Raw genomic sequence first — 18,451 nt, forward strand, 5'->3', positions numbered from 1 at the left:
GTCAAGGACAGCGAGGTGAAGATGCCCATCGTCTGCCCGGCCAGGCCCGCCGTCCCCTCATTGATCGGCAGCAGCCCGGACGCGAACGCGATCGGCACCCCGACCGGCGCCGCGGCCAGGTCCACCGGCCGCACCCACAGCCCGCAGGCCGTGCTCACCAACAGGAAGACCACGCCGTACGAGGTGGTGGAGCCGGAGAACAGCAGCGCGTCCAGGCATCCGAAGGCCAGCATGGCGACGGTGGCCAGCAGCCCCGCCCCGAAGCCGGTCAGGCGCGGGGTGGGATAGCGCAGCCCGGCCGCCGCACGCCGCACGGCCGGCCCCACGGCGCCCGCCGCCGTCGCGGGCGCCGGTCCGGGGCGGCGCGCCGCCACCGGCCCGCGCGCCGCCGCGCCCGCGCCGCCTCCGGGCCTGTCCCGGCTCTCCCGGCTTTCCCGGTTCTCCCGGCTGCCTCGGCTCATGTCTCTGTCGTCCGCCGCCGGGCGGGGCGAGGGGGCGTAGGAACGGCGCGGGGGACGGGTGCTGTAGTGCTCCACGCGACCAACGTAGGTCGAGGGGCGACGAGAATCCGGTGTTGGACACGCCCTTCGCAGGACCTTGGCAGTGTGTTCGACCGATTGTCGGTCCGGCCGGGTGACGCGGAGCGGCCCCGTAGACTGGTGCATCGGCCCCGTCGCGGGCCTCGTCCCTGTCGTCACATTCTCGCTACGGGAAGTTACGGGAAGTCGCCAACGTGTCGCTCACGATCGGAATCGTCGGTCTGCCGAATGTCGGCAAGTCGACCCTGTTCAACGCCCTGACCAAGAACGACGTCCTGGCGGCCAACTACCCGTTCGCCACCATCGAGCCCAACGTCGGCGTGGTCGGCGTCCCCGACCCCCGCCTCGACACCCTCTCCGAGATCTTCGGCTCGGCCCGCAAGCTCCCCGCCACGGTCGACTTCGTCGACATCGCGGGCATCGTCAAGGGCGCCTCCGAGGGCGAGGGCCTGGGCAACAAGTTCCTGGCGAACATCCGCGAGTCCGACGCGATCTGCCAGGTCATCCGCGCCTTCAAGGACGAGAACGTCGTCCACGTCGACGGCAAGGTCTCGCCCAAGGACGACATCGAGACGATCAACACCGAGCTGATCCTCGCCGATCTGCAGACCATCGAGAAGGTGCTGCCGCGCCTGGTCAAGGAGTCGCGGATCCAGAAGGACAAGCAGGCCCAGGTCAAGGCCGTCGAGGAGGCCAAGGCCATCCTCGACGAGGGCCGCACCCTCTTCTCCGCCGGCATCGTCCAGGGCACCGAGCGCGCCGCCGTCCTCCACGAGCTGCACCTGCTCACCACCAAGCCCTTCCTCTACGTCTTCAACGTCGACGAGGACGAGCTCACCGACGACGCCTTCAAGGACGAGCAGCGCGCCCTCGTCGCCCCCGCCGAGGCGATCTTCCTCAACGCCAAGCTGGAAGCCGACCTCGCCGAACTCGACGACGAGGAAGCCCTCGAACTCCTCCAGTCCGTCGGCCAGGACGAACCCGGCCTCGCCACCCTCGCCCGCGTCGGCTTCGACACCCTCGGCCTGCAGACCTACCTCACGGCCGGCCCCAAGGAGTCCCGCGCCTGGACCATCAAGAAGGGCGCGACCGCCCCGGAGGCGGCCGGTGTGATCCACACCGACTTCCAGAAGGGTTTCATCAAGGCCGAGGTCATCTCCTTCGAGGACCTGGTCGCCACGGGCTCGGTCGCCGAGGCCCGCGCGGCGGGGAAGGCCCGGATGGAGGGCAAGGACTATGTGATGCGGGACGGGGACGTGGTGGAGTTCCGCTTCAACGTTTAGCAGCCGCCTTAGTATCGGCGTGGCGATCTGGCAAACACGCAGGTCAAATGGGGTCGGCCCGCAATGGGATCGACCCCGTCGCCGTACCCGTTGCTGGATCCGTGCTGGATCGAGCTGATTTTGAACCGTCGGACCACGTCGTCGCAGCCGTCTCGCCGGGGACGTCGCTGCTGTTGCGCGAGGTGCGCGACGGTGGCGATCGCCGACTGCTGGATACCTGCTGGATCGGCACCACGGTGGGACGTTCTCGCAGGTCACTGCGGAGAGGTTGCGGGGCAGTCGAGCAGCGGGGGCGGTCGGACCAGGCGATGGTCTGGTGACACAAGCGCACGGTCGCCCGTGCAAGCATCGTCCGGTCGACCCCATCGGCCACACCGACTGGATGGCCTTGCCCTGGCGAGGGACGGGGAGGCACCGTTCGACCGTGCTCGGGACAAGGCGATCGCGGATGGCAAGGGATGGTGTCGATGGCGCCTTTGAGGGGATGCTGCAACGGGCCTGGGACCGGGGGCTGGAAACCAAGCCGGTGCTGCTGGTCCTCATCGCTCGGATCTGTCGATGATGGAGGCGCCGCTCACTCTTCGCGTGCCGACTGTTGTGCGGGTCGGCCCGGGCTGAGGGCGGCTGCGGTGGCGGTGACGTTCCCGTTGCCTGGCAGCTGCTCGCCGAGCTGCATGGCCGCTCAGGAACTTCAGCTGTCGGTCGCTCGAGTGATCGATGGACCATCGTCCGTCCGAATGCCCACCATCCTATCGGCTGTTTGTCCACCAGAGGTGCGTCTAAATGACCATTGATCTTGGCGGTGGTGGCACTCTGTGATGCATGGCAACTTGCAATGATCTGGTTCGGCGCCATGCCGAGAGCCTTGTCGCGGAAGCGCTCGATGACACACGCGTGGTGCTGGTCAACGGCGCCCGTCAGGCGGGGAAGTCGACCTTGACCCGCCTGACCGCCGCGCGTCGACGCGACCCCGTCCTGCGTCTGCTCGACGACGCGGCGACCCTGCGTGCCGCGATGGACGATCCCACGGGATTCGTCGAGCACGACTCGATGATGCTCATCGACGAGATCCAGCTCGCGCCGGAACTCCTCCGTGCGATCAAGGTGGCCGTCGACCTCGATCCGACGCCGGGGCGCTTCCTGCTGACCGGATCCTCGCGGATCCTTGCCATGCGGACGCTGCCGGATGCGCTGCCCGGCCGTATGGAGGTCATCGAACTGTGGCCGTTCTCGCAAGGGGAGATCAGCGGCGGTCCGGACCGGTTCGTCGACGCGGCGTTCACTCACGGCCCCGGCCTCAGCCGCACCTCCGCTCTGCGTAAGCGCGACTATCTGGACCGCGCGGTCGTCGGCGGATTCCCCGAGGCCGTCAAGCGCACGCCCCGGCGCCGGACCGCGTTCTTCAACGCCTATCTTTCGACGCTTGTCGAACGTGATGTGCTGGAGCTCGCCAGTATCGAGCGGCATGGCGAGATCCTGAAACTCCTCGGTCTCCTTGCCGGGCGGACTGGAGGGCTGCTGGTCCCTGCGGCGCTCGCCACCGCCTCGGGTATTCCCCGCACCACGCTGGTGCGCTACCTGGAACTGCTTACCTCAGTCTTTCTGATCAAGACCATTCCGGCCTGGACCTCCGGGCTGACGGGAAGGACGGTGGGGACTGGCAAACTCGCCTTCGTCGACACCGGGATCGCCTGCCATCTGACGGGCCAGGACGCCGCCCGGCTCGCTGAGCCCGACGGCGCGGCCGGTGCCATGTTGGAGAACTTCGTCGTCATGGAGCTCGCCCGCCAGCTGACCTGGTCCGAGCAGCAAGGCCGCCTCTTCCACTATCGGACCAAGGACAAGGTCGAGGTAGACGCGGTCATCGAGACACCGCGAGGCGACGTGATCGGCATTGAGGTCAAGGCCGGGGCCACCGTGCGCACCGAGGACCTCTCGGGGCTGCGCAATCTCGCCAACCTGCTCGGGGACCGGTTCGTCGCCGGCTACGTCCTCTATACGGGACAGCAGACCTTGCCGTTCGGCGACCGGATCCGGGCTCTGCCCATGGACGCCCTGTGGCAGCTGAGCCCCTGACGGGCGGTGGGGCCGGTGGGGTGATCCAGCGATTCCATGCCTGTTGCTGGATCGGCGCTGGATGGTCCGGCCGGATTTGCCGTTTCCGCAGGTGACTGCGCTGTTCCCGACGTTCCGCTTCAACGTCTGACATACGAAGAGGGTCCGCACTCGGCGAGTGCGGACCCTCTTCGTTCTCGCGCCGGGTGACGCCTTACGGTGTGAGCTTGTCGAGATCCAGGCTGATCTCGAACGGCACCGGTCGGCGGAGGCTGCCGCGAAAGATGCCGGCGGGGGCGTAGGCGCCAGTCGGTCCATCGAGCTCGTAGACGTGGACGACCGGTGAACCGTCTTTCTCTTCGATGCACCAGTAGTGCGGGATGCCTGCCTCCGCGTACTTGCGGTGCTTGACCGTGCGGTCACGGTGGGCTGATTCGGGGGAGACGACCTCGACGACGAGCTGGACTTCGCCAGGGGCGAACCACGTGCGATCGCCCTTGAAGTCGGCTGTCGTCACCAGGAGGTCCGGTTCGGGACGGTTGCGCTCGTCGAGCTTGATCGTCATCTCGCGACCGACCCTGGTACCGGCGGGTGCCTGCTCCATGAGGGCAAGCGTGAGCATGGTGACGAGGTGGCCGTGCCACCACCTCTGCGGCGACATCATGAAGACGAGGGCTCCGTCGATCAGCTCGGTGTGGCGTGGCGCCTCGGGGAGGCGGTCCAGATCCTCCGCGAACCAGCCTTCATCGCGCGGCGGGCGCATCCAGTCGGGCAGGGCGGTCATGGCACCACCGTACCGCCGCCGGTCCCCAGGTCCAGGCAGCAGTGGGCGAAGTCCTGGACGACTGGGTTGTCGTCGTCGGCCGGGGCCCAGGCGACGGCGACCCGGCTCGGGCCGACTCCGGTGACGGGGCGGTAGACGACGCCGGGGCGGGCGTAGAAGCGGGCGGCGGATTCGGGGGCGAGGGCGATGCCGTAGCCGTTGGCGATGGCGTTGAGCCAGTCGTCGGGCTGGTCGGTGACGGCGCCGATGCGGACCGGGTGGCCTTCGCGTTCGTCGGCGGCGAGCCAGTACTCGCGCCAGGGGCCCGATTCGGCGGGGGCCGCGACGAAGGGTTCGTCCCAGAGGTCTCGGAAGGGGATCACATCGGCGCCGGCGGCTCGCGGGTGCGCCGCGGCGAGGGCGACGCAGCGGGGTTCGGTGAACAGGGGTGTCACGCGCAGGGCGTCCTGGCCGGGGAAGGGGAGGCGCACCAGGGCCACGTCGGCCTCTCCGTCGGCCAGGCCCGCCGAGGGGTTGGCCCAGGAGGCCTGGCGCATCTGGGCGCGCCAGCCCGGTCGGCGGCGGGAGAACTCGGCGACGATGGGCTGCGTCGCCTCGTTGGCCCCGCTGGCCACGAGGCCGACGCGCAGCACGCGGGCGGCCCGGCTCGCGGCGGCCTTGGTCTCACGGAGGATCCAGTCCCAGTCGGCCAGCAGGGCGGGTGCCCGCTCGGCCAGGGCGCGGCCCGGTTCGGTGAGGGTCATACCGGAGCGGGAGCGGGTGAACAGCGCCGTGCCGAGCTGGGCCTCCAGCTGCTTGATCTGCTTGGTCAGCGCGGGCTGGGAGACGAACAGCCGCTGGGCCGCGTGGGTGAGGTTCCCTTCCTCCGCCACGGCGACGAAGTAGCGCAGCAACCGCGTGTCGATGTCCATGCCGCCAGGTTATGGAGGCAGGTATTGGACGGCGCTCCGAGCCCTGACGAGGCTGGTTGGCGGGGACAGACAGGAAGGGGCGCGAGTGTTCAGCGTGTATGCGGCCGTCACCGCCGTCGCGATCGTGGCGAACGCCGGGATCGCGGTGGCGGATCTGGCGAAGGCGGAGTTCGTGCTCGCGAACTCGGCGGAAGTGGGCGTTCCGCGGGGCTGGATCCCCTGGCTCGCCGGGCTCAAGGCCGCTGGGGCCGCCGGGCTGCTGCTGGGGCTTGCGGGCGTCCGGTTCATCGGGGTGGCCGCCGCGGTGGGGCTTGTGCTGTTCTTCGTCGGTGCCGTCGGGGCGCATATGCGCAAGCGCGTCTTCCACAACATCGCGTTTCCCGTGGGGTATCTGGGGCTGGCTGTCGCGGCTCTCGCCCTTGCTCTGATGCGGTAGCCGCGCTCTGGGTGGTTGCACGCGGGCACGGTGGTCGAGCGCGACGGCGACGGCGCGCTCTACAACACCGCGCTGGTCTTGGACCGGACGGGGGCGCTGCGCCGTACGTACCGCAAGATCCACCGCTATGGCTTCGACACCGGTGAGGCCGCCTGGATGGCCGCCGGGCGGGATGTGGTGACGGTCCCCACCGAACTCGGCGAGCTCGGCCTCGCCACCTGCTATGACCTGCGGTTTCCCGAGCTGTTCCGGGCCCTGGTCGATGCCGGGACGGAGATCCTGGCCGTGCCCGCCGCCTGGCCGGCCCGGCGCCGCGAACGCTCGCCGAGGCCGGGGCCGGCGAGGAGATTCTGACCGCTGAGGTCGAGATGGACGCGGTCGCGGCGATCCGTACGGAGCTTCCGGTCCTGCGGGACCGCGTCCTTGCCATCCCGGCACCCGGCGCGGGGCGCTGAGGGCGGCAGCAGCCCTGGGCGATCGCGTTACGGCCGCTTCGGCTTGCCGTCCGCGTCACGGCTTCTTCGGCTTGGCGTCCTTGAACAGCCAGACGTCGAAGAGGTCATGGAGGTCCTTGCCCGACTTCTTCTCGCACAGCGCGATGAACTGCGCGGTGTCGGCGTTGCCGTGGCGGTGGTCCCGGGTCCAGGCGCGCAGGATGGCGAAGAAGGTCTTGTCGCCGACGGCCTCGCGCACCTTGTGCAGCACCATCGCCCCGCGTCCGTAGACGGGCGGGTCCGAGACCCGGCCGGCGCTGGGCGGGGCGGCGGGCGGGAAGTCCCAGATGCCCTCGCTCTCGTCGTCCGTGCCGTCGTAGAAGTCGTCGAAGATCTCCTGGGTGGTGCGGCCGTCGTGGTCCTCCTCCCACAGCCACTCGGCGTAGGTGGCGAACCCCTCGTTGAGCCACATGTCCTTCCAGGTCCGGGGCGTCACGGAGTTGCCGAACCACTGGTGGGCGAGCTCGTGCACGATGAGCGGCTCGCTGGGCGGGGAGGGGAAGAGCGGCTTGGTCTGGGTCTCCAGGGCGTAGCCGAGGCCGGGCGCGTCGGCCACGATCGCGCCGGTGGAGGAGAAGGGGTACGGGCCGAAGGTCCGGGTCTCCCAGTCGATGACCTCGGTGACCTGGTCGGGGACGCCGGCGGCCCGGTCGGCGAGTTCGGGGTCGACGGCGACGTACTGGGGGAGGGTGCCGTCGGTGGTCGTGGTGTGGATGTCGAAGTCGTCGATGGCGACGGTGGCCAGATAGCTCGCCATGGGCTCGCCGGTGTGCCAGCGGAAGGTGGTGCGGTCGCCGTGCTCGCTCCGGCCGGTCAGCTCGCCGTTGGAGACGGCGGTGTAGCCCTGGGGGACGGTGATGGTGATGTCGTACGCGGCCTTGTCGGAGGGGTGGTTGTTGCCCGGGAACCAGGCCATGGAGCCGGTGGGTTCGCCGACCCCCACGGCCCCGTCGGCCGTCTTGATCCAGCCCTCTTCCGAGCCGTCCGGGTCCGAGATGGTCTTCGGCGTGCCGTCGTAGACGACCGTGGCCTTGAACGTACGGCCCTTGGGGAGGGCGGCGGCGGGGGTGAGCGTCAGCTCCGTGCCGCTGCGCGCGGTCTTCGCGGGCCGGCCGTCGACCGTGGCCTCGCGCACCCGCAGCCCGGCGAGGTCCAGGTGGAAGGAGGTCAGGGCGCGGGTGGTGCGGGCGGTGAGCTCGGCGATGCCCTTGAGGCGGTGGGAGTCGGGGGCGTAGTCGAGGGTGAGGCGGTAACGGGACACGTCGTAGCCGCCGTTGCCGAGCCCCGGGAAGAGCGGATCGCCGACCCCGGCGGCGCCCGGCCGTGCCCCGGGGACGTCCTTGGTGGCGTCCGTGGGCCCCGAGCCGCCGGTGCACGCGGCGCACAGCAGCAGGGCGAGGGCGGCGGGCAGCGGCCGCGGGGTGGGGCGAGTGCGCACGGCGGGCTCCTGGGGGGGCGGGCTGTTGAACGGCGCTGAACGGCGGCGGGCGGCTGTGTATGGCTGTGTACGGCGATGCTCGCCGGTGTTGTGGCGATGCACGGCGATGCACGGCGGTCTTACGGCGTTGCTCAGACGTTGATCGTCATTGATACCGACCTTATGCGTCGTTGTCGAAGTAAACGTCTCTGAGCTGCAGTTCACCACTTCTGGTGAAGCTCTGGCCTTGAGTTGCGGATGGCAACCCTCGGTTGCGAAGCTGTTGCCGACTGTCAACCACTGGGAGCGCTCGTGGCCTTTGGTGACCAGCCCGCATACCTCCGAGTCGCCGACGACCTCCGGAAGAAGATCACCACTGGCGAGCTGCCACCGCACACCCGCCTCCCCTCCCAGGCCCGGATCCGTGAGGAGTACGGGGTCTCCGACACCGTCGCCCTCGAGGCGCGCAAGGTTCTGATGGCCGAGGGGCTGGTCGAGGGCCGCTCCGGCTCCGGCACCTATGTCCGCGCGCGGCCCGTCCCGCGCCGCCTGGTCCGCACCGGCTTCCGCGACGGCGGCACGGCCAGTCCGTTCCGCCAGGAGCAGGCCGACGACCGGATCATCGGCACCTGGGAGTCGAGCAGCGAGCGGGAGGAGGCCGGGCGCGAGACCGCCGAGCGGCTGGGCATCGAGCCCGGCGAGCGGGTCATGCGCACCCGGTATGTGTTCCGGGCCGCCGGGGACGCGGTGATGATCTCGACCTCCTGGGAGCCGCTTGCCATCACCGGCCGCTCGCCCGTGATGCTGCCCGAGGAGGGGCCGCTGGCGGGGCGCGGCGTGGTCGAGCGGATGGCCGCGATCGACGTCGTGGTGGACAACGTGACGGAGGAGGTCTCCGCGCGGCCCGGCCGGGCGGAGGAGGCGCTGACGCTGGGCGGGGTGCCGGGCCACTCCGTACTCGTCATCTCGCGTACGTATTTCGCGGGCGGCCGCCCCGTCGAGACGGCCGATGTGGTGGTGCTCGCGGAGCGGTACCGCGTCGCGTACCGCCTTCCGGTGCGGTGACGGCCGGGGCCGGCCGAGGGCCGGCCCGCTCGGTCGCGGGGCGCCGCTGCCGACGATTCCTCAACTCCGGCAGTCGCAAATGGATTTGAGCTGAATTTGAGCTCATCGGAATTTGAGGTAGATTTGAGGTCCGTGGTCGCTGCATGAAAAGCGGCACATCGTGCTCAACTCGCGTCACCCAGCCATCCGGCCCATTCGCGGTATCTGGGCATGAACATTGCGGAAGAGTCGTCACTTCCGTGGCGAGTTACAGGCGATTACGGATGGGATTAATAAGTCCCGTGCCCGGCTCGTAAAGATTTAGCGAAGGGCCCGTCGGGCCCGCCTTGACTTATGCTTCTCATGGATTTTACCAGTGATTGACCTGCGCTGATACCGTCCAGAGCACATCCGTGAGAGCCGGACCTCAAACTCAGCTCAAACCCGTGAGGCACCCCTTCAATTCGCTTGTACGATGACGGCCGTTTGCATCAGGTACAGCTATGGGGGACGAAGGGAGTGTCAGGGACGTTGAGCACTGAACAAGGTTCCCACTCGCATTACAAAAGGTCGCTCGGAACGGTGTCGCTCACCGCGGTCGGCCTCGGTTCCATCATTGGCTCCGGCTGGCTCTTCGGTGCCGAGCGAGCCGCGTCACTGGCCGGCCCCGCCGCAATTCTCGCCTGGGTGATCGGCGCCGCGGTGGCCCTCACCATCGCCCTGACCTACTCCGAGCTCGGCTCGATGTTCCCCAAGGCCGGCGGCATGGTCCGGTACGGGCAGTACTCGCACGGCTCGCTCGCCGGCTATCTGGCCGCCTGGGCCAACTGGATCGCCATCGTCTCGGTGATCCCGGGTGAGGCCACCGCCTCCATCCAGTACATGAGCTCCTGGGACTTCGGCTGGGCCAAGCACCTGTACGACGGGAAGGAGCTGACCGGCACCGGTGTCGTCCTCGCCTCCGTCCTGCTGGTCTTCTACTTCTTCCTCAACTGGTTCGCGATCACCCTCTTCGCGAAGACCAACACCGCGATCACCATCTTCAAGGTGGTCGTCCCGACGCTGACCGCGGGCGCCCTGCTGCTGGCCCACTTCGACAGCGGCAACATCAGCAACAACGGCGGCTTCACCCCCAACGGCTGGAGCTCGGTGTTCACCGCCGTCGCGGTCTCCGGCATCGTCTGGGCGTACAACGGCTTCCAGTCGCCGCTCAACATGGCGGGCGAGGCGCGCAACCCCGGCAAGTCCCTGCCCAAGGCCGTCATCAGCTCCATCATCATCTCGCTGGTGATCTACGTCGCCCTGCAGGTCGCCTTCCTGGGCGCGGTCCCGGCCGCCGACCTGTCGCACGGCGGCTGGTCGAGCCTGTCCTTCAACTCCCCGCTCGCCGACCTGGCCACCGCCTGGGGCCTGAACTGGCTGGCGCTGCTGCTGTACGCGGACGCCTTCATCTCCCCGTCCGGCACCGGCATGATCTACGCGGCCACCACCTCCCGCATGATCCACGGCGTGCAGGAGAACGGCCACCTGCCCAAGGTCTTCGGCAAGGTCGACCCCAAGACCGGCATCCCGCGCCCGGCGCTGCTGCTGAACCTGGTCATCGCCTTCGCCTTCCTCGCGGTCTTCCGCGGCTGGGGCTCGCTCGCCGAGATCGTCTCCGTCGCGACCGTCATCTCGTACATCACCGGTCCGGTGGCCGTGATGTCGCTGCGACGCCTCTCCCCGGACCTGCCGCGCCCGGTGAAGCTGCGCGCGATGCCGATCATCGCGCCGATCGCGATGGTCTTCGGCTCGCTCGTCCTGTACTGGGCCCGCTGGCCGCTGACCGGCAAGGTCATCTTCATCATGGCGATCGGTCTGCCGATCTGGGCCTGGTACGAGCTGCGCAAGCCGTGGGCCGAGCTGAAGCCGCATCTGCTGGCGGGCGCCTGGATGGTGGCGTACCTGCTGGTCATGGCGCTGGTCTCGTGGGCCGGCGGCAAGGACTACGGCGGCCGTGGCTATCTGCCCGAGGGCTGGGACATCCTGATCGTGGCCGTGATCGGTCTGGCCTTCTACGCCTGGGGCGTGAGCAGCGCATGGCGGAACCCGACCCTGGTGCAGGCCGAGCAGGAGCTGACCGCCGAGGCCGAGGCCGAGGCCGCGGGTGAGGCGGACGACGACCGGCGCGAGAAGGCCGCCGCGGGCGTCTGACACGGTGCGGGCCGGACGAGGGTGCCGCCCCCTGGCGGGACGGCGCCTCGACCGGCCACGCCGCCGATGACCGGCGGCATGGCCGGATGAACACCTCGTTGTAAGAAGGCGTATCCGGTGCGTGAAGGTTGGGCGTAGGCTCGGGCATATGCGGATCGGGAATTCGTTACCGGAGTCACGGAGGCGTGCGCGGGGGCGCGCCAGATTGGAGGGGGCGGACCGATGAGTGACAGCAATGCCGTCCTGCCATGGCTCGTCATCCGCCAGGACGACAACGGCAATCGCTATCGCGTCGGCCGTTACGCCACCAAGACCGAGGCCCAGGAAGTGGCCGACCGGCTCGACTCGCAGAGCAAGGAGCAGCTCTACGTCGTCGAGCGGACCGCGGCCTCCCGTCAGGCCCGCTGAGCGGCCCCCGCCGGGCCCGGCTTCCCGGCCCCACTGACCCCCCGGACCTGAGCCCGGCGAACCGGCTCAGGGCCTCTTCCGTCGCCGCGTCCCATCGACGCCCCCGTCGCCCGCGCCGCATCCAGGGTCTCCCGTAGGGTGCGGCGCATGACGGTGCGCGTGGTGGTGGGCGGAGCGGTGTTCGACCAGGGGCGGCTGCTGGCCGCGCGGCGCAGCGCCCCGCCCGAGCTCGCGGGCCGCTGGGAGCTGCCCGGCGGCAAGGCGGAGCCGGGCGAGACGCCGCAGCAGACCCTCGTGCGCGAGCTGCGCGAGGAGCTGGGCGTCGAGGTGCGGCCGCTGGAGCGGCTGCCCGGCGAGTGGACCCTCAAGCCCGGGTACGTCCTGCAGGTGTGGACCGCGGAGCTGTGCTCCGGTGAGCCGCGCCCGCTGGAGGACCACGACGAGCTGCGCTGGCTTCCGCCCGAGCGCGTGGACGAGGTCGACTGGCTGGACGAGGACCGTCCGGCGGTGGCCGAGGCGGTGCGGCGGCTGCTGAGCGCCTAGGGTCCGTCCGGGCGCCTCCGGCCCCGTACTCGCCGATCCCTTGGCCCCTCGCAGGACGGCCGACGGTACTCCCGCCCGGATATCGGGTATGTACTGATTAACCTCCCTGAATCCATACATTCCGGCGGGGCTTGGACATGTCGGGGGAAGTGATCGGCGTGACGGACAGCGCAGGAGCGGCCGGTTCCGGGTCCGGTCGGGCCCGCTTCGTCGCATGGGTGCTCCCCGCCGAGCCCGGGGCCGTCCGGGTGGTCCGTTCCCAGGTGCGCGAGGCGCTGGACGGCTGGGGTCTGACGCCGCTGTGCGATGTGACGGTGTTGTTGGTGAGCGAGTTGGTCACCAACGCGCTGCGGCATGCCAGCGGTCCGATCGGCGTCCGGATGTACGCCCGTCGCGAACGCGCCGCGCGGGACCCGGTGCTGCTGGTCGAGGTCTCCGACCCGCTCGCCGATCCGCCGCGCGAGCGCGTGGCCGCCCCGGAGGACGAGAGCGGCCGAGGTCTGCAGTTGGTGGCCCACAGCGCGCTGCGCTGGGGTGCCCGGTCCAACGCCGGCGGGAAAACGGTGTGGTTCGAGCTGGCTCTGCCCGGTTAGGAGTGTGGGGGAGCGCTGATCTTGAGCGCTTGTCAAAAAGCCGGGACGGAACCTGAATGCGGGCTGAGATAGTGCTGTGATCGTGAAGACCGTACTCCGGATGGCCGAGGTGCTGGATACTCGCTATCTGAGAGCCGGTCGGAGCACCTGAGCCGGAGGGGACGGGCGCATGAGCGAGAAGCCAGCGGGGGCGGAGATGCCCGAGGAGGCGGTTGGTTCGCAGATGTCGCCGGAGTCCCGTACGTCCTCATCGTCACGTTCGCCCATCACGCCCGCCTTGTCTTCTTCATCGCCTTCTTCGTCTTCATCCTCTGCGTCCACTTCATCTTCTTTGCCCATTCCGTACCGTTCACCGGATTCCTCGCTGTCCGCCGCCGCGTCGGTGTGGCAGAGCAGCCCGCCCGGCTCGATCTACGACTACATCCGGGTCGCCTCCTTCTCGCTGGGGCCCGACGGCCGGATCGCCCAGTGGAGCCGGCGCGCCACCGAACTCCTCGGCCTGAGCCATGAAGAGGCCATCGGCAAGGACCCGGTGGAGGCGTTCGTGCCGGCGGAGTTGCGCGAGGCCAGCCGTCGGACGGTCGCCGACATCCTCGACGGCAGGGAGTGGACCGGGCTCGTCCCGTACCACAACCCCCAGGCGCCGCAGGCGCATGGCATCGCCGAGGTCTATGTGATGCCGGCCGAGACCGAGCACGGTGAGCGGTCCGCCCTGTGTATCGCCGTGGATGTGACGGCCCTACGGGGGCTGGAGACCGACCTCGCCGCCTCGCAGGCCGTTTTCGGTCAATCTCCGCTCGGTTTCTTTCTCTTCGGTACCGATCTGCGCATGCTCCGGGTCAATGAGCGGTTTGCCACGGTTTTCGGCCGCCCCGCCGATGCGTATCGCGGCGCCTCCGCGTACGACCTGCTCCCGCGCGGCGAGGCCGACCGGCTCGCCGCCGCCCTGCGCCAAGTCCTCGACAGCGGCCAGTCGCTGACCGACATGCCCATCGTGGGCACCGTGCCCGGCAACCCCGAGCGGCGCCGCTGGTCGATCTCGCTGTACCGGCTGCACAGCGGCTCGGGCCGGCCCATCGGCGTCGCCGGTCTTGCCACCGATGTCACCGGCCGCCGCCGCGCCGAACAGGAAGCCGCGGGCGTACGGCGCAATCTGGCGCTGCTCAACGAGGCGGGGGCCCGAATAGGCACCTCCCTCGACCTGGAGACCACCGCGCGCGAACTGCTGGACGTGGCCGTACCGCAGTTCTGCGACCTGGCCTCCGTCGACCTCTACCAGGGGCTGCTCGTCGGCGACGAGACCCCGCCCGGACTGGCCGACGGGAGCGCCGAGCTGCGCCGGGTGGCCTTCGCCAGCGCCGTCTCGGCCGGCCCGGTCGGCTTCGGCGACAGCTATCTGGCCGGCGGCGACGGAGCGGGCTCCACCACCAAGCCCGTCCAGGTCGGCGAGGTGCACCGCTACCCCTTCAACTCGCCCAGCGCCGTGGCCCTGCGCACCGCCCGGGCCCGCGTCGTCCCCGGCCGGGACGGCGGCGACAGCCTCGAGATGGGCACGATGCTGCAGTCCACGCTGGTGGTGCCGATGGTCGCGCGCGACACGGTCGTCGGCCTCGCCCAGTTCTCCCGCACCAAGGGCAGCGAGCCCTTCGGCGAGCGGGACACCGCCCTGGCCGTGGAGCTCGCCGCCCGCGCGGCCGTCTCCATCGACAACGCCCGCCTCTACCGCAGGGAGCACGAACGCGCGCTGATACTGCAGCGCAGCCTGCTGCCGCCCGGCGACCCGGAGGCCGCCGGGCTCGATATCGCCTGCCGCTATCTGCCGGGAAACGCGGCGACCGAGGTGGGCGGCGACTGGTTCGACGTCATCGAACTGCCCGGCCACCGCACCGCCCTGGTGGTCGGCGATGTGATGGGCCGCGGTCTGCGCGCCGCCGTCGCCATGGGCGAGCTGCGCACCGCCGTGCGGACCCTGGCGCTGCTCGACCTGGAGCCCGCCGAGGTCCTCTCCGCGCTGGACGAGATCGCCGCCGGGCTCGGCGCGCCCGGCGGCTCGCACGCCGGAGGCCGGGCGGGCTCGCGCGCCCTCGCCCGCGGCAAGGCCGCCGACGGCTCCTCCGACCTCTCCGGCCTGGCTGAGGTTTACCTCGCCACCTGCGTCTACGCCGTCTACGACCCGGTCACCCGCCGCTGTACGTTCGCCAACGCCGGGCATCCGCCCCCCGTCCTCGTCGAACCGGGCGAGCCCGCCCTGCTGATGGAGGTCCCGCCCGGGATGCCGCTGGGCGTCGGCGGCGAGCCGTTCGAGGAGACCGAGGTCGAGCTCCCCGACGGTGCGCTGCTCGCCCTCTACACCGACGGCCTGGTCGAGTCCCGCGACCACACCCTCGACGAGGGCCTGCAGGCCCTGCGCGCCTCCCTCAACACCCCCGAGAGCGCGGTGTCCCTGGAGGACGTCTGCGACCACGTGCTGTCCACCCTGGACACCCACCACGGCGAGGACGACATCGCCCTGCTCATGGCCAGGATGCAGGGCCTGTCGGCGGACTCCGTCGGCGACTGGCAGCTGCCCAGCGAGCCCAAGTCGGTCGGCCGCGCCCGTGAACTGGCCCGGGAGCAGCTGGAGTCCTGGGGCATGGACGAACTGGTGGACACCACCGAGCTGCTGGTGAGCGAGCTGGTCACCAACGCCCTGCGGTACGGCGAGGGCGAGATCCGGCTGCGCCTGCTGCTGGACCGCACGCTGGTCTGCGAGGTCTGGGACAGCGGCCTGGTCCAGCCCCGGCGCCGCCGCGCCCGCGACACCGACGAGGGCGGGCGCGGGCTGCAGCTGGTCGGCCTGCTCAGCGCGGGCTGGGGCAGCCGGCGCACCCCGCACGGCAAGACCGTCTGGTTCGAGCTGGCGCTGCCGAACGGGCAGTCGTCGGGCCCGGACTCGGTGGAGGCGCTGCTGAGCATGTGGTGAGGCGTGAGCCCGGGGGCGGGCGGACAATCCGGCCCACGCCCCGGCCCCTCACCGGACAGTCAGGACTCGCGGCGGCGGATCTTGTTGCCCAGCCACACCAGCGGGTCGTACTTGCGGTCCACCGCCCGCTCCTTGAGCGGGATCAGCGCATTGTCCGTGATCTTGATCCCCTCCGGGCAGACCTCGGTGCAGCACTTGGTGATGTTGCAGTAGCCCAGACCGTGCTCCTCCTGGGCCGTGCGCTTGCGGTCGAGCCCGGTGTCGGCCGCCGCGTCCAGCGGGTGCATGTCCAGCTCGGCGACCCGCATCAGGAACCGGGGCCCGGCGAAGACCTGCTTGTTCTCCTCGAAGTCGCGCACCACATGGCAGGTGTCCTGGCACAGGAAGCACTCGATGCACTTGCGGAACTCCTGGGAGCGCCCCACGTCCTCCTGCCACATCCGGTACTCGCCCGGCCCCAGCCCCTCCGGCGGCACGAAGGACGGCACCTCGCGCGCCTTCTCGTAGTTGAACGACACATCGGTCACCAGGTCCCGTACGACCGGGAAGGCGCGCAGCGGGGTGATGGTGATCGTCTCGTCACGGTCGAAGACCGACATCCGGGTCATGCACATCAGCCGGGGCCGCCCGTTGATCTCGGCGCTGCAGGAGCCGCATTTGCCCGCCTTGCAGTTCCAGCGGACCGCCAGGTCCGGGGCCTGGGTCGCCTGGATCCGGTGGACGATGTCCAGAACGACCTCCCCCTCGTTGACCTCGACGTGGAAGTCCCTCAGACCGCCGCCTTCCACATCGCCGCGCCACACCTTGAAGTGGGCCTCGTACGCAGTCACTGGGTCAGCTCCTCGTCCGTCAGGTACTTCGCCAGCTCGTCCTTCTCGAACAGGCCGAGCAGATCGGGCCGGATGGGCGGGGTCCGGCGCCGCTCCAGCCGGATCTGCCCCTGCCGCGCGTCCGGCGCCGCCAGCCCGCCCGAGAGGTCGGCGAGCCGGCACACCAGGTTGACCGGCCGCCACTCGCGGTCCATCTCCGGATAGTCGTCGCGGGTGTGCCCGCCGCGGCTCTCGGTCCGCTCCAGCGCGGCGCGCGCCACGCACTCGCTGACCAGCAGCATGTTGCGCAGGTCGATGGCCAGGTGCCAGCCGGGGTTGAACTGCCGGTGCCCCTCCACCCCGGCGCGGCGCGCCCGCACCCGCAGACCGGCCAGGCGGTGCAGCGCCTCCTCCATCTCGCCGGCCTTCCTGATGATGCCCACCAGGTCGTTCATGGTCTGCTGCAGCTCCTGGTGGAGCGTGTACGGGTTCTCGGCCGGGCCCGTCGCGGCCCGCGACGGATCGCCGGCCTCCGCGCTGAACGGGCGCAGCGCCTCGGCCGCCGCCAGGTCGATCTGCGCGTCGTCGGGCTGCGGCCGGGCCCCTGAGGAGGCCGTCTCCTCCGCGTACCGGGCCGCGTACAGCCCCGCGCGGCGGCCGAAGACCAGCAGGTCGGAGAGGGAGTTGCCGCCCAGCCGGTTGGAGCCGTGCATACCGCCCGCGACCTCGCCCGCGGCGAACAGTCCTGGCACTCCGGTCGCGGCCGTGGTGTCCGGGTCGACGTCCACGCCGCCCATCACGTAGTGGCAGGTCGGGCCGACCTCCATGGGCTCGGCGGTGATGTCGACGTCCGCCAGCTCCTTGAACTGGTGGTGCATGGAGGGCAGCCGCCGCTTGATGACCTCGGCGGGCATCCGGGTGGAGACATCGAGGAAGACCCCGCCGTGCGGGGAGCCGCGGCCCGCCTTGACCTCGGAGTTGATGGCGCGGGCGACCTCGTCGCGGGGGAGCAGCTCGGGCGGGCGGCGGTTGTGGTCCGGGTCCTCGTACCAGCGGTCGCCCTCGTCCTCGGTCTGGGCGTACTTCTCCTTGAACACATCCGGGATGTAGTCGAACATGAAGCGCTTGCCCTCGCTGTTGCGGAGCACCCCGCCGTCGCCGCGCACCGACTCGGTCACCAGGATGCCTTTGACCGAGGGCGGCCAGACCATGCCGGTCGGGTGGAACTGCACGAACTCCATGTTCACCAGCGGTGCCCCGGCCAGCAGCGCCAGCGCGTGGCCGTCGCCGGTGTACTCCCAGGAGTTGGACGTCACCTTGAAGGACTTGCCGATGCCACCGGTGGCCAGCACCACCGCGGGGGCCTCGATGGTGAAGAAGCGGCCGGACTCCCGCTCGTAGCCGAAGACCCCGGCGACCCGCTCCCCCGCCTCGTCCTTGAGGACGCGGGTGACCGTGCACTCCTGGAAGACCTTCAGCCGCGCCTCGTAGTCGCCGAACTCGGCCTTGTCCTCCTGCTGCAGGGAAACGATCTTCTGCTGCAGGGTGCGGATCAGCTCCAGGCCGGTGCGGTCGCCGACATGGGCGAGGCGCGGGTACTCATGGCCGCCGAAATTCCGCTGGGAGATCTTGCCCTCGGGGGTGCGGTCGAAGAGCGCGCCCCAGGTCTCCAGCTCCCAGACGCGGTCCGGGGCCTCCTGCGCGTGCAGCTCCGCCATCCGCCAGTGGTTGAGGAACTTCCCGCCGCGCATGGTGTCTCTGAAGTGCACCTGCCAGTTGTCGCCCTCGTTGACATTGCCCATGCTGGCGGCGATGCCGCCCTCGGCCATCACGGTGTGGGCCTTGCCGAAGAGCGATTTGCAGATGACGGCGCAGCGCTTGCCCTGCTCGCGCGCCTCGATCGCGGCCCGCAGCCCGGCGCCGCCGGCGCCGACCACGACCACGTCCCACGACTGCCGTTCGACTTGGGTCATCTTCAGG

14 protein-coding genes and 2 pseudogenes are annotated in these 18,451 nt (G+C 70.1%); 10 read left to right on the top strand and 6 right to left on the bottom strand.

The features are described from left to right. Positions 1-2: 2 nt before the first annotated feature. Positions 3-665: pseudogene (locus tag ACFZDL_RS38210) on the bottom strand (DUF6542 domain-containing protein); the annotation flags it as partial. Positions 666-733: 68 nt separating this feature from the next. Here ACFZDL_RS38210 and ychF point away from each other — a divergent pair. After that, positions 734-1,822 carry a redox-regulated ATPase YchF gene (gene ychF / locus ACFZDL_RS38215; protein ID WP_353587397.1) on the top strand — a complete coding sequence of 363 codons (1,089 nt, stop codon included), beginning with the start codon at positions 734-736 and terminating at the stop codon, positions 1,820-1,822. Positions 1,823-2,644: 822 nt separating this feature from the next. After that, positions 2,645-3,898, top strand: a complete 1,254-nt coding sequence (locus ACFZDL_RS38220) for an ATP-binding protein (protein WP_353587395.1) — start codon at positions 2,645-2,647, stop codon at positions 3,896-3,898. Between the two features lie 193 nt (positions 3,899-4,091). On the opposite strand, the gene ACFZDL_RS38225 is transcribed toward ACFZDL_RS38220, so the two are convergent. Both ACFZDL_RS38225 and ACFZDL_RS38230 read right to left on the bottom strand, forming a co-directional pair. Then, a complete protein-coding gene (locus ACFZDL_RS38225) occupies positions 4,092-4,661 on the bottom strand; it encodes a Uma2 family endonuclease (protein WP_353587393.1) in 570 nt (189 codons plus the stop codon). Further along, positions 4,658-5,572, bottom strand: a complete 915-nt coding sequence (locus tag ACFZDL_RS38230) for a LysR family transcriptional regulator (protein WP_353587391.1) — start codon at positions 5,570-5,572, stop codon at positions 4,658-4,660. Before ACFZDL_RS38230 ends, ACFZDL_RS38225 begins: the two co-directional genes overlap by 4 nt. Before the next feature lie 85 nt (positions 5,573-5,657). Here ACFZDL_RS38230 and ACFZDL_RS38235 point away from each other — a divergent pair, with 85 nt between their 5' ends. Beyond that, positions 5,658-6,008, top strand: a complete 351-nt coding sequence (locus tag ACFZDL_RS38235) for a DoxX family protein (protein WP_353587389.1) — start codon at positions 5,658-5,660, stop codon at positions 6,006-6,008. A gap of 12 nt (positions 6,009-6,020) precedes the next feature. Further along, positions 6,021-6,463 (top strand): annotated as a pseudogene (locus tag ACFZDL_RS38240) (nitrilase-related carbon-nitrogen hydrolase); the annotation flags it as partial. A 55-nt stretch (positions 6,464-6,518) separates the two neighbouring features. On the opposite strand, the gene ACFZDL_RS38245 reads toward ACFZDL_RS38240, so the two are convergent. After that, on the bottom strand, positions 6,519-7,940 hold the full coding sequence (locus tag ACFZDL_RS38245; protein ID WP_353587387.1) for a M1 family metallopeptidase: 1,422 nt from the start codon (positions 7,938-7,940) through the stop codon (positions 6,519-6,521). A 291-nt stretch (positions 7,941-8,231) separates the two neighbouring features. On the opposite strand from ACFZDL_RS38245, the gene ACFZDL_RS38250 reads away from it, so the two are divergent. From ACFZDL_RS38250 to ACFZDL_RS38275, 6 genes are all read left to right on the top strand, one after another. Beyond that, entirely contained in the window at positions 8,232-8,984 is a 753-nt protein-coding gene (locus ACFZDL_RS38250; protein WP_353587385.1) for a GntR family transcriptional regulator, read from the top strand. 510 nt (positions 8,985-9,494) lie between these two features. Next, positions 9,495-11,156, top strand: a complete 1,662-nt coding sequence (locus ACFZDL_RS38255; RefSeq protein ID WP_353587383.1) for an APC family permease — start codon at positions 9,495-9,497, stop codon at positions 11,154-11,156. A gap of 222 nt (positions 11,157-11,378) precedes the next feature. Continuing rightward, positions 11,379-11,564, top strand: a complete 186-nt coding sequence (locus ACFZDL_RS38260; RefSeq protein WP_014176736.1) for an SPOR domain-containing protein — start codon at positions 11,379-11,381, stop codon at positions 11,562-11,564. A 147-nt stretch (positions 11,565-11,711) separates the two neighbouring features. After that, entirely contained in the window at positions 11,712-12,107 is a 396-nt protein-coding gene (locus ACFZDL_RS38265; protein WP_353587381.1) for a (deoxy)nucleoside triphosphate pyrophosphohydrolase, read from the top strand. 149 nt (positions 12,108-12,256) lie between these two features. Then, positions 12,257-12,700, top strand: coding sequence for an ATP-binding protein (locus ACFZDL_RS38270; RefSeq protein WP_353588110.1), 444 nt, complete (start codon positions 12,257-12,259; stop codon positions 12,698-12,700). Positions 12,701-12,869: 169 nt separating this feature from the next. Then, positions 12,870-15,662: a SpoIIE family protein phosphatase gene (locus tag ACFZDL_RS38275; protein ID WP_353587379.1), complete on the top strand. Its 2,793-nt coding sequence runs from the start codon at positions 12,870-12,872 to the stop codon at positions 15,660-15,662. A gap of 59 nt (positions 15,663-15,721) precedes the next feature. Here ACFZDL_RS38275 and ACFZDL_RS38280 read toward each other — a convergent pair whose 3' ends face one another. Beyond that, the gene (locus tag ACFZDL_RS38280) at positions 15,722-16,492 is read right to left on the bottom strand and encodes a succinate dehydrogenase/fumarate reductase iron-sulfur subunit (protein ID WP_353587377.1); all 771 of its coding nucleotides are present in this window, start codon (positions 16,490-16,492) and stop codon (positions 15,722-15,724) included. Then, positions 16,489-18,444, bottom strand: a complete 1,956-nt coding sequence (locus ACFZDL_RS38285; RefSeq protein WP_353587375.1) for a fumarate reductase/succinate dehydrogenase flavoprotein subunit — start codon at positions 18,442-18,444, stop codon at positions 16,489-16,491. Before ACFZDL_RS38285 ends, ACFZDL_RS38280 begins: the two co-directional genes overlap by 4 nt. Between the last annotated feature and the right edge of the window lie 7 nt (positions 18,445-18,451).

It is taken from the genome of Streptomyces sp. NPDC007917 (assembly GCF_042959105.1).
GTDB lineage: Bacteria > Actinomycetota > Actinomycetes > Streptomycetales > Streptomycetaceae > Streptomyces.